Below are 11,288 nucleotides of genomic sequence, written 5' to 3' on the forward strand. Positions count from 1 at the left end.
CGCGATGGCCGGGACAGGGATGGAAGCCGGCAGGCAGTGCGGCCGGTCGGCGCGGTCGCGCCGATGCGCGGGGACACGCTGTGGACCGTGCAGGTGATGCGCGGCGTCGCGGCGCTGATGGTCGTCGTCGGCCATAGCCAGAGCGCGGTGGTCGGCATCGTCGCCCCGACCGGTGGCGGCTTCGCGCGATCGACGCTGGTGCCTTGGGGGGCGGGGGTCGACCTGTTCTTCGTGATCTCGGGCTTCATCATTGTCCACGCCTCGACCCGCTTGTTCGGCCGACCCGGCGCTCGCGCGGAATTCCTGCGGCGGCGATTGGTGCGGATCGTGCCGCTCTACTGGCTCGTCACCACGCTGTTCCTCGCATTGCTGGCGGTCGCGACGTGGAAGGGGGGCGACCGCTTTCCCGATGCGGCGGCGATCCTGGCCTCCTATGCTTTCATGCCCGCGGATACCTATGGGGACGGGCGGCTGTTTCCCGTCTTCGACCTCGGCTGGACGCTGAATTACGAGATGCTGTTCTATGCGCTGCTCGCGCTGGTCGTAACGCTGCCACGGGGGCGGGCGCTGGCGGCGATGGCCGTCCTGCTGGGGCTTGGCGTCGTGACGGGGACCGTCCTCCCGGGCCAGTCGGCTTTGTGGTTCTGGACGCGGCCGATCATCCTCGATTTCGGGCTGGGGATGCTGGTGGGTGCGTTCGTCGGGCGCGGGATCATCCTGCCGCGTGGGGTTCGTATCCTGTTGGCGGCTGGCGGCGCGGCGCTGTTGCTGGCCGATCCCGCCCATATCTTCGACGGACCGATCGGCACGACCGTCGCCAATGCCTGGCCGCGCGTGCTGCTCGCAGGGATGCCGGTCGCGGTGGTGCTGGCGGCCGCGGTGCTGGGGCCGGAGCCGCGCCTTCCGCGTCTTGCCCTGCCGTTCACCCGGATCGGCGATGCCTCATATTCGCTCTATCTGTTCCACCCCTTCGCGTTGATAGCCACCGAGAAGCTCGCGCAGAAGCTGCCCTTTGTTCGCAAGTCCGCCGGTTGGCCGCTGGTCGCCGCGACGGTCGCGGTGGCGATCCTTGTCGCGCTTGCCGCCCACCGCTGGATCGAACGACCCATGACCGCTGCCCTGGCGCGGCGGTTCGTGCGGCCTGCACCCAAAGGCGCGTTCGCCCCCGCGACCCCATCAGGAGAATGAAGATGCCGAGTTTGCGCCAACGATGGCGGCACTGGACGGGCCGCGCCGATGCCTTTGCCCCCGAACCCGGTCTGGAGGCGATCTATCGCGACCTGTTTCTGCGCGAACTGGCGTTGCTGGGCGAGGAGGACCGCTTCTTCCCGACCGGCGGCGCGGCGAATTACAGCCTGTTATACCTGATCCTGCGCATCGGTGCGGAGTTCCAGCCGGCGTCGGTGCTGGATGTCGGCGCGGGACAGAGCACGTTGCTCTGGGCGATGCTGCAACGGCGCGGTTGCGTCGGCGAGGTTCTGACGCTGGAGAATGACCCCGAATGGGGTGCACGGATCGCAGGCCAGGTCGGCCATGAGGTGCTAGTGACGCCGTTGCGGCGGATGCGGGTCGGCGGGCGGACAATGATGACCTATGACTGGAACGCGGCACAGGCCGGTCGGCGGTTCGATGCGATCGTCTGCGACGGGCCACGCGGCACGCCGCGACATTCGCGGGGCGGCATCCTGTCGATGCTGGGCGACCTGCCGCCCGACTTCGCACTGGTGCTGGACGATGCCGAGCGCGACGGCGAGCAGGATACGATCGCGCAGGTCCATGCACGGTTGCAGGCGGACAAGCGCGACTATGCGGTCGGCGTGCTCCGCGCCGCCAAAAGCCAGGCGGTATTCGCTACGGGGCGGTTCCTGCCGGCGACGTTCCTGTAATCGGCGCGTCGGTCGTCGCGGACAGCGGGGTGTCGCGTGCCAGCAGCACCGCCAAGGTGCGTCGGACGTGGAGGTGGAGACACGCATAGCTGCCGAGGACGACCACGGCATAGAGCGCGGTGGCGCTGATCCACTCCGGCCAGCTCGCCGGATGCGTGCCGATCCCCAGCGCCACCGCCGCGACACCCGCGCCGCTGGCGAACAGCGCGGGCAACAGCGCATGGGCAAGCCGCCGCAGGCCCAGTCCGGTCAGCGCCACGATCATCGCGATGAATGCCAGGCTGAGCAATGTGATCGCGGCGGTATAGGCATGGACCAGCGCCATCAGCCCGTATGGCAGCGCGAGGACGAAGGTCGCGACGAGCACGATGGTGTTGACCACGCTCAACGCGAATTGCGCGCGGGCGTGGCCGGCGACCATCAGCAGCGCGCCGTTATACGATGCGATCGCCTGCAACGCGCCAGCTGGGGCCAGCCACGCGACGATCCCCGGCACCGCCGCCCAGCGCGGCGACAGCAACGCGGCGACGGGAAAGGCCAGGCCGAAGGTCAGGTACAGCATCGCCGGCACGACCACGAGCGCGGTCGCCGCGAGCACGCTTTCCACCATCGCCTGGGCGCGGGCCCCGTGCGGGTCTTGATCGCGCAGCGTCGCCATCAGAATGCCGCTGGTCGGCCAGGTTATCGCCATCAGCGGCGCGAGCATGAACTGATAGGCCAGGCCATAGACGCCGACCGCCGCCGCCCCCAGCCATGCGCCGATCAGCAGATTGTCGCTGTTGCGCGCCAGGAAGCTGAGAATATTGTTCGCCAGGACCCAGCCGCCGAACGACAGCAGCGTGCCGAGCTGGCGAAAGCGGGTATTGGGGCGCAACGCCGTCCGCGCCGTCCACCAAAAGGCCGACAGCCGCATCGCCTGCACCAGCAAATTATAGAGGACGAGCGACCAGACCCCAACGCCATGCCAGGCGGCGACCAGCGCGGCGGCGGCGGCGATCGCAATGCCCCCCGCCTCGATCCGCGCGATCAGCGTATAGCGAAGCTGTCTCTCCAGCAGCGCACGGGGTGTCGCCGCCGAGATCGACAGCACGACGACGCCCCCCATCGCCGCCATCACGGGAGCAAGGCCCGCCATGCCGATCGCGCGTTCCAAGGGCCAGGCGGCGGCGACCAGCAATACGGCGCAGGCAACCCCGCCGGTCATCATCGCCCCCATCGCCGCGCCCGCCTCGTCGCGGGACAGCGTCGGCGCGCGGGTAATCGCGCTGGTCATGCCGAGGTCGGTCAGCATCGCGACAAGCACGACGAACGGCGTGGTGAACACGATCAGGCCATAGTCGCCGGGCGCGACGAAGGCGGCGATGGCGATGTTCATCCCGAACTGGATGGCGTTGCGGTAGAGACTGAGCCCCGACATCGAGAGAATATTCTTACCGAGCACGACGGCTACTCCTGTGGGCGGCACCGCCCTGACCATGACGGAGGGCGCGGCCTTGCCTCATTTGACGCATCGGGCGGCGGGTCGCGGTCGTACCGCCGGTGACATGATCCGGGCAATGAACAGCGGCGGCACGGCCGCCATGGACGAAGCGGCGGGCAAGGACGCCCGGTCGACCCGGCCATTGCCGTTGGGTGCGATAGTGACGCTCGTCGCACTGCTTGCGGCCAATTGGTCGCTCGCCGCGGCATTGCCGAACATATTGTTTTCTGGCAGCTCGCTGGTGCTGTTCGGTGGTCTGTTGCTGCTGGTGGGCCGGATCAGTCCGGCGGGGCTGATCCTGCTGTTGCCGCTGGTCATCACCCGCGGCGCGACGCTTGTCTCGTTGCTGGTGATCGAGGCCGGGGCCTATATGCCGGAGGTCAACCGGCTGGGTGAACCCGGCGATGCCAGCGCGTCGTTCTTGGCGTTCACCGCGCTGTTCTTCCTCGTCTTCGCGCTGGTGTTCCGCCAGCTCGAGGCGACGGTCCTCGCCTATGCGCGCGCGCCGCTGCTCGACATGGTGGTCGCATGGCTCGGCTGGCCGGTCGTGCTGCTCTGCATGGCGCTGGGCGGCATCGCCTTCCTCCACGGGTTGCAGGGCGGGTTTCCGCTGTTGGCGGGGGTCGACCGCTTTCTCTATCGTCGCGAATATAGCAGCGGGCTGGTGCTGATCCTGCTCGACAACAAGTTTCTCTTCGCCGCTATGCTTGGCGCAGTCGCGTTCGCCCCGCGCTATCAGCCGCTGCTCAAGACCGCTGCGATCGTGGCCTTTCTCGGTCTCACCGGCTTGTATTTCCTGTTCGGCGACAAGTTCTTCACCATCTTGGCCGAAGTGGCCTTTTTCGCAATGCCGCTGCTGCTCACGCGGCAGGGACGACTGGCGGGGACGATGCTGCGGCTGGCGGTGCCGGTCGGCGCGCTGCTGTGCGCGGCATTGGGCGCGACCCTGTACATCTATTCGGGCTATGGCCGCCTGCCGCTCGACCGAACGGTGACGCTGGTCGGCGAACGGATCGCGGGCCAAGGCGAATTGTGGTTCATCGCCAGCCGCGACGCGCGGCGGATGACCAACTGGGACGCCCATCTGGTCGATCGCAACATCGATACGCTAGGCGACAAGTCGCCCCCCGCCTCCGCCTTCGCCAATGGCGTAGAGACCTATTATTTCATCGAGCGCTATTCCCCCTCCAAGCTTGCCGCCAGCTTCCGCAAGAACCAGGGCTGGGTGCAGCTGACCATGGGGACCGAGGCGATGGCGCTGGTGATGTTCGGCTATGCCGGAGTCGCGGTCATCATGGCCTTGCTCGGCGCGTTGGTGGCGTTCGCCGCGCTGTACCTCCGGCGGGCGTTCGAATCGGGCTTTCCGCTCAGCCTGTTCTTCGCTGTCTGGACGTTCCTCCAGATCTATTTCGCCGTCCAGCAGGCCTCGCTGTGGAGTATCGCCGCGCCGGGGCAGATCAACCGGTTGCTGCTGTTCTTGACGATCGAGATCGCACTGCTCGCCGTCAATCGCGGGCAGATCCGTTCGGCCTGGGGCCGGGCGCGGGCGGCGACCTTCAGCACGGGGCGGCATTCATGATTTCACGACGCAGCATCATGGCGGGCGGCATCGCGCTCGCGGCGGCCCCCGCCATCGGCAAGGGGGGAGGGCGCTACCCGCGACAGGTGCTGGCCTTCTATTACCCCTGGTACGGCAATCCCGCGACCAGCGGGAAGTGGTCGCACTGGCAGGGGCCGAAGAACGAAGCGCCGCGCCAGAGCCCGACGCTGAACCATCCGCGGCTCGGCCTGTATGACAGCCACGATCCGGCGGTGATCCGCACCCATTTCGCGCAGATGAAGGCGGCGGGTATCACCGCGCTGATCGTCAGCTGGTGGGGGATCGGGTCGTTCGAGGACAAGGCGATGCCCGCGATCCTCGCCGCTGCGGCGGCGGTGGGGCTGCATGTCACCGTCTATCTGGAACAGCAAAAGGATGGTGCGGCAGGCGCGGCGCGGGATATCGCCTATCTGACCCGGACCTACGGGGCGCATGGCAATTGGCTGCAGGTCGCCGGGCGGCCGGTACTGTTCCTCTACCTCCAGGCGCTGCGCGACCTGCCTGCGCGTGACTGGCGCAAGGCGGCGGGGCTGGCATTCCTGGTCGGTGACGTGTCGCCGCGCGAGACGGATGATTTCGCCGCCTGGGCGCCGTTCATGGACGGCATCCATGTCTATGTCCTCGCCCCCTATCTGAAAGGGATGACCCCGCCGCAGATGGCGGCCTGGGCGGACCGGACCTATCCGGTCTGGCGGCGGATGGCGGGAGGCAAGCTGTTCTGCGCCACCGTGATTCCCGGCTTCGACGACACGCGCGTGCCGGGCCGAGCGGCACCGAGGCCGACCGTCGGGCGGTTCGATGGCGCAACCTATACCACGCTGTGGGATGCCGCGATCCGCCATAATGCCGACTGGGTGCTCGTCACCAGCTTCAACGAATGGCACGAGGGGTCGGAGATCGAGCCGTCGCGCGAATATGGCGACCGCTACCTGACGCTGATGGCGCCCGCCGCCCGCCGGTTCATGCGCCGCTGATGCGTATCCTGCACATCAGTTCGGTCTATCCGCCGCATGTCGTTGGCGGCGCGGAAAAGGTGGTCGCCATGCTCGCCGAGGCTCAGGTCGCGCGCGGGCATAGGGTCGGTGCGGCCTATCTTACGCGCGAAGCGCAAGATACCGGCGAACGGCATGGCGTGGTCGTGCTGCCGCAGCGGAGCCGTAACCTCGTCTGGATGGAGGAGGTGTTCGCGGCGCCGCGCGCGATGCGCACCGCCAACAAGCTGGGCCAGATGGTCGACTATCGTGCCGCCGCCGATTTCGGACGGGCGATCGCCGCGTTCCGGCCGGATATCGTCCACACCCATTCGATGGTCGAACTGCCCCCGATGATCTGGTCGGCGATCGCCGCCAGTGGCGCGAAGAGCGTCCATACGCTGCATGATTACGACCTGATCTGTTCACGCGCGTCGCTGTTCCGCAACGGGCGGTCGTGCGAGACGCTGCATAGCTCATGCCGGGTCACAGGTGCGTGGAAGGGGCGGTTTGCGCGGTCGATCGACGCGGTCGCGGCGGTGTCCGCCCCGGTGCTCGCCACGCATCGCCACTTCGGCCTGTTCCGGGAACTGGGCGACGATCGGGCGCGCGTGATCTGGAACGCGGTCGATGTTCCCGCCGCCGGGACGCGAGCGGTGCGGCGTGGCGACATCACATTCGGTTTCCTCGGGCGGCTGGTGCCGGAAAAGGGAATCGAGACCTTGCTCGCCGCCTGTCGCTTGTTGCCGCCGTACGGCTGGCGGCTGCGCGTCGCGGGGCGGGCGCAGGAGGGCGATGCCGCCTATCGAACGCTGGCGGAGGGGTTGCCGGTCGAATTCCTGGGGTTCGCCGATCCCGACGCCTTCCTCGACACGATCGACCTGCTCGTCGTGCCGTCGATCTGGCGCGAGCCGTTCGGCCTGACGGTGGTCGAGGCCTATGCGTGCGGCGTGCCGGTGATCGGATCGCGGCTGGGCGCGATCGCCGATCTGGTGGGGGCGGTCGGCGAGGAATGGCTGGTCGCGCCCGGTGATGCGGCGGCGCTGGCGGCAAGGATGGCGGCGGTGATGGCGGGGGGCCGGGAGGCGCTGCCCCAGCCACCGGCGTTCGCGAATGTGCTGGCGGCGGTAACGCCGACGCGGATGCTCGACGGCTATGACGCGCTTTACGCCGAGGTGCTGGCATGAGGGTGCTGCACCTGTCCAGCCTCTACCCGCCGCACATCGTCGGCGGGGCGGAGCGATCGGTCAGCATGCTCGCCGAGGCGCAGGCCGCCGCCGGGTGGGACGTCGCCGCCGCCTGCCTGACGCCGGGAGAGGCCGTGGAGGAGGAGCGGAACGGCGTGCAGGTATTTCGGATGCCGCACGGCAACGACTTCTGGCTGGAGGACTGGCTGGAGCACACCCCTCGCCAGCGCGAATGGGCCAAGTTCAAGCAACAGGCGAATTTCGCGATTGAGCGGCGCTTCGGCGCCGTGCTCGACGCCTTCCGGCCCGACATCGTGAACACCCATTCGATGGTCGATATTTCGACGCGTGTCTGGCACGCGGCGCACCGGCGCGGCATTCCGATCGTCCATACGTTGCGCGACTTCGACCTGCTATGCGCGGCCAGTTCGATGTACCGCGAGAGCGGGCCGTGCACGCACCGACACCTCAAATGCCGCATCCTGACCTTCGCCAAGCAGTTCGACCAGCGGCTGGTATCGGCGGTGACGGCGGTCGGCGAGGAGGTGCTGGCACGCCACCTGCATTATGGATTCTTCGACGGCATCCCGGCTGACCGGCGACGGGTGATCTGGAACACCGCGAAGGTGGAGGGGGTGGCTATGGACTATGCCAAGCCGCCGCTCCACGGGCCGATCGTCTTTGGCTATCTCGGCCGGATCAGCCCGGAAAAGGGCGTCGATACGCTGTTGAAGGCGGCGCGGCTGTTGCCGCCGATGGGGTGGCGACTGGAAATCGCGGGTGCCGCGCTGGGGCCGCTCGCCCCTTATCTGGCGTTGGCCGAGGGACTGCCGGTCCAATTCCTGGGGTTTCAGACGCCGAGGCACCTGTTCGACAGGATCGACGTGCTGGTCGCGCCGTCGTTATGGGCCGAACCGCTGGGGCGCACGGTGCTGGAAGCGTATCAGGCGCATGTTCCGGTGATCGGCGCGCGCAGCGGCGGGATTGCGGAGATCATTGCCGACGACGCCTGGCTGGTGCCGCCCGGTGATGTCGAGGCGCTGGCCGAGCGGATGACGCGCCTGATCGAAACGGGCCGCCCCGGCGCGCCAGCAGGGCGAGACCGGGTGATCGCGCGGACCACGCCGGAGGCGGTCGCGACCGCTTTTGCCGCGGTCTACGACACGGTCCTTCGTCCTCAATAGGCGCCGTGGCCGGTCAGCACGCTGCGCGCCGTGCCGATCAACACGCGGGCGTACAGACGGGGCGACATCCGCCGCGCCATCAGGCTGTCCATCGCGACACGGCGGCGATAGCTGGTGTCGTTGCGGCCGCTTATCTGCCAGATCCCGGTGATGCCGGGCCGTACCGAGCAGTAATCGGCGAAATGCTTGCCATAGCGGCGTACTTCGGCGGCGACGATAGGACGCGGCCCGACAAGGCTCATCTCGCCGCGCAGGATGTTGAACAGCTGCGGCAGCTCGTCGAGGCTGGTCTTGCGGATGAACCGGCCGATCGTCGTCACGCGCGGGTCGCGACGCAGCTTGTGGTCGCGATGCCATTCGGCGCGCGCGGCCGGATCGCTGGCCAGGAGTCGGGCAAGACGCGCGTCGGCATCCAGCGCCATCGACCGAAACTTGTAGCACAGGAAGGTGCGCCCCTCCTTGCCGTAGCGGCGATGTCCATAAAATGGCGATCCCCCGCGGTTGCCGATGGCGATGAGCAACGCCAGCACCAGCATGACTGGTGATAGTATCGTCAGCGCCAGAAAGGCGAGCGTGACATCCACCGCCTGGAGCAGGCGGGGACGGGCGTGGAAATAGGGCGAGGGGTTTCGGGTGGCGATCATGGGGACACCTCACGACTGGTGATAACCGCAGGAAAACGCGCCCTCGCCATGCATGAGCCCATCAATTGATGGGATTTGCAGCCTTCAAAGGTCAACCTGGCCCCACAAACATCTAATGATGTAATGATTTGTCAACGATTTTGAAAAATGCATTATAAGTTAATGTCGCTCCGGTGGATGTCGCATACTAGACATATCATAAGAGTTGAATTGCGAGCCGGGCGGCCAGCAGCCGTCTCGTCGAGCGTCGTTTGTTTCGATGTAATCATCGCGTAAATTCTGGACGTGCGGAATATTTCCGTGCGGAGCCGAAAATTTGACCATTCAAGCAAGGCGGGTGACCGCCGAAGGAGAACGCATGTCCACGCAAGGCCCGTTCCGTGCGTCCGCAATCATGCTGGCGGCGGCATTGATCGTCGGAGTGCCATTCGCCTGGCCGGTGGCGGCACAGATCGGCGACCCGGCACGAACAGGCGTGCCAGCAAGCGCTGCAACGCCCGCCGATCCGGCCGCGACATTGCCCATCTATGCCTATGCGCTGTCAGGCGGCGACCGAGTGCGCGTCGTGGTGTTCGGCGATCCTGCGCTGGGCGGTGAATTCACCATCGGGGGGGCGGGCTTCATCTCGCTGCCGCTGATCGGCGAGGTCGAGGTGCGCGGCCTCACCTCGACGCAATTGCAGGACCGGATCGTCGCACGGCTTTCGGACGGCTATGTGAAGGACCCGCGCGTCGCGGTCGAAGTGCTGACCACCCGCCCGTTCTACATATTGGGCGAGGTCAACAAGCCCGGCCAATATCCCTTCGCCAACGGGCTGACCGTGCTGGGCGCGGTCGCCCAGGCGGGGGGCTATACCTATCGCGCCAAGACCAAGCAGGTGCTCATCAAGCACGCGGGCACCGACGCCGAGGTGACGGAAGACGTCACGGCCAAGACGATGGTCGCCCCGGGCGACACGATCCGCATCAAGGAGCGCTGGTTTTGATCCTTTCCCTGGACATCAGGCGCCTGGCGCGCGGCGCATCGCTGCTGGTCCTCGTATGCGGAACGGGGGGCCCAGCGGCGGCGCAGCTGGTGCAGGATGTGCCGACCGTGATCGTGCCGCCCGAGCCGCCGATCACCACCGCCCAGTCGGTCTTCACCCGTTCGCGGGACGTGGGCGTCGCCGACCGCATGCTGCCCGCCTTCACGGCGCAAGGCACGACGGTGGGTGCGTTCGACGTGTTTGCCGGCTTGTCGATCGGGGGGCTCTATACGTCCAACCTGTTCGCCAACAACGTCGACCGGCGCAGTGATTTCGCCGCCGTCATCCGACCGGAACTGACCGTGCGCACCAGCAGCGGGCCGTATCAGGTCGCCGCCTATGCGCGCGGCGATATACGCCGTTACGCCCGCTATACGAGCGAGAATACCGAGGAGGGGCTGGCCGGATTGCAGGGCAGCGTCGCGGTGGGGCCGCTCAGCGCGCTGACGGCCGGGGCCAGCTACGGCACGTTCATCACCCCGCGCTTTGCGGCCGACTCGCCGATCAACGCCGCCAAGCCGATCGAGTATAACGCGCTCAACGCCTATGCGAGCGGCACGATCGAAAGCGCCAGCACCCGCGTCATCGTCCGTGGCGACGTCGCGAACCTGCGCTATCGCGACACGACCGACACCGCCGGCGGCACGTTGTTCACCCGCGACCGCGACCGGACCCGTTACCAGTTGCTGGTCCGCGCAGAGCGGGCGTTGAGCCCGGCTGTGTCGATCTATGGCGCGGGTAGCGTCAACACGATCGACTATCGTTTCGCCACCACCGGCAACCGCGATTCGAAGGGCTATGGCCTGTATGTCGGGTCGAGTTTCGAGGTGACGTCGCTCCTGCGCGGTGACGTGCGCGTCGGCTATATCCATCAGAATTTCGACCTTGCCGGGGTCAAGTCGTTGTCGGGGCTGGGGACGCTGGGCAAGCTCGTCTATTTCCCCAACCGTTTGTGGACGATCACCGCGACGGCGGAGAGCAGCATCCAGGACAGCGGCGTCCCCGGCACCGGCGGGGTGCTGCATCGTGGCGGATCGCTGCGCGCCGATCACGAACTGCGGCGCTACATCATCTTGTCGACCGAGGTCGGTTATTACCGCGACACCTATCGCGGGATCGAGCGGCGCGACCGGCTGCCTTATGTCGATGCGGGCCTGACCTATCTGTCGCGCAACCATTGGAATGCGCGGCTCGGCTATCGGTATCTGGCGCGTGATTGCACCTGCGCCGTCGGGGTCACGGACTTCGGCGACCATCGCGTGTCCGCAACCCTGACCTTTCAGAATTGATCCCCCAAGTGATTGGAGCCGCA

General features: G+C 67.1%; 10 protein-coding genes. 8 read left to right on the forward strand and 2 right to left on the reverse strand.

Annotated elements, in window-relative coordinates:
- Positions 1 to 36: 36 nt before the first annotated feature.
- A complete protein-coding gene (locus tag U1703_RS14800; RefSeq protein WP_332786288.1) occupies positions 37 to 1,188 on the forward strand; it encodes an acyltransferase family protein in 1,152 nt (383 codons plus the stop codon).
- 2 nt (positions 1,189 to 1,190) lie between these two features.
- A complete protein-coding gene (locus U1703_RS14805) occupies positions 1,191 to 1,886 on the forward strand; it encodes a small ribosomal subunit Rsm22 family protein (protein WP_332786289.1) in 696 nt (231 codons plus the stop codon).
- On the opposite strand, the gene U1703_RS14810 is transcribed toward U1703_RS14805, so the two are convergent.
- Complete coding sequence (locus U1703_RS14810) at positions 1,852 to 3,327, reverse strand: oligosaccharide flippase family protein (protein ID WP_332786290.1); 1,476 nt, start codon at positions 3,325 to 3,327, stop codon at positions 1,852 to 1,854. The two genes, U1703_RS14805 and U1703_RS14810, sit on opposite strands and share 35 nt — an antisense overlap.
- A gap of 103 nt (positions 3,328 to 3,430) precedes the next feature.
- Here U1703_RS14810 and U1703_RS14815 point away from each other — a divergent pair, with 103 nt between their 5' ends.
- The 4 genes from U1703_RS14815 to U1703_RS14830 are packed head-to-tail and all read left to right on the forward strand — an operon-like array spanning position 3,431 to position 8,308.
- Positions 3,431 to 4,945: a DUF6418 domain-containing protein gene (locus U1703_RS14815; RefSeq protein WP_332786291.1), complete on the forward strand. Its 1,515-nt coding sequence runs from the start codon at positions 3,431 to 3,433 to the stop codon at positions 4,943 to 4,945.
- A complete protein-coding gene (locus tag U1703_RS14820; RefSeq protein WP_332786292.1) occupies positions 4,942 to 5,940 on the forward strand; it encodes a glycoside hydrolase family 71/99 protein in 999 nt (332 codons plus the stop codon). Before U1703_RS14815 ends, U1703_RS14820 begins: the two co-directional genes overlap by 4 nt.
- A complete protein-coding gene (locus U1703_RS14825) occupies positions 5,940 to 7,124 on the forward strand; it encodes a glycosyltransferase family 4 protein (RefSeq protein WP_332786293.1) in 1,185 nt (394 codons plus the stop codon). The genes U1703_RS14820 and U1703_RS14825 overlap by 1 nt, the downstream gene beginning before the upstream one ends.
- On the forward strand, positions 7,121 to 8,308 hold the full coding sequence (locus U1703_RS14830; RefSeq protein WP_332786294.1) for a glycosyltransferase family 4 protein: 1,188 nt from the start codon (positions 7,121 to 7,123) through the stop codon (positions 8,306 to 8,308). Before U1703_RS14825 ends, U1703_RS14830 begins: the two co-directional genes overlap by 4 nt.
- Here U1703_RS14830 and U1703_RS14835 read toward each other — a convergent pair.
- Complete coding sequence (locus U1703_RS14835) at positions 8,302 to 8,952, reverse strand: sugar transferase (protein WP_320450787.1); 651 nt, start codon at positions 8,950 to 8,952, stop codon at positions 8,302 to 8,304. The two genes, U1703_RS14830 and U1703_RS14835, sit on opposite strands and share 7 nt — an antisense overlap.
- Positions 8,953 to 9,310: 358 nt before the next feature.
- On the opposite strand from U1703_RS14835, the gene U1703_RS14840 reads away from it, so the two are divergent.
- Positions 9,311 to 9,937, forward strand: a complete 627-nt coding sequence (locus U1703_RS14840) for a polysaccharide biosynthesis/export family protein (protein ID WP_332786295.1) — start codon at positions 9,311 to 9,313, stop codon at positions 9,935 to 9,937.
- Entirely contained in the window at positions 9,934 to 11,265 is a 1,332-nt protein-coding gene (locus tag U1703_RS14845) for an outer membrane beta-barrel protein (RefSeq protein WP_332786296.1), read from the forward strand. Before U1703_RS14840 ends, U1703_RS14845 begins: the two co-directional genes overlap by 4 nt.
- The last annotated feature ends 23 nt before the right edge of the window (positions 11,266 to 11,288 follow it).

This window comes from Sphingomonas flavida, assembly GCF_036663655.1.
GTDB lineage: Bacteria > Pseudomonadota > Alphaproteobacteria > Sphingomonadales > Sphingomonadaceae > Sphingomonas.

Excerpts from the sequence above, each read along its gene's own strand:
- U1703_RS14805 (WP_332786289.1), top strand. The coding sequence starts at position 1,191 with ATGCCGAGTTTGCGCCAACGATGGCGGCACTGGACGGGCCGCGCCGAT.
- U1703_RS14825 (WP_332786293.1), top strand. The coding sequence starts at position 5,940 with ATGCGTATCCTGCACATCAGTTCGGTCTATCCGCCGCATGTCGTTGGC.
- U1703_RS14840 (WP_332786295.1), top strand. The coding sequence starts at position 9,311 with ATGTCCACGCAAGGCCCGTTCCGTGCGTCCGCAATCATGCTGGCGGCG.
- U1703_RS14820 (WP_332786292.1), top strand. The coding sequence starts at position 4,942 with ATGATTTCACGACGCAGCATCATGGCGGGCGGCATCGCGCTCGCGGCG.
- U1703_RS14830 (WP_332786294.1), top strand. The coding sequence starts at position 7,121 with ATGAGGGTGCTGCACCTGTCCAGCCTCTACCCGCCGCACATCGTCGGC.
- U1703_RS14815 (WP_332786291.1), top strand. The coding sequence starts at position 3,431 with ATGATCCGGGCAATGAACAGCGGCGGCACGGCCGCCATGGACGAAGCG.
- U1703_RS14835 (WP_320450787.1), bottom strand. The coding sequence starts at position 8,952 with ATGATCGCCACCCGAAACCCCTCGCCCTATTTCCACGCCCGTCCCCGC.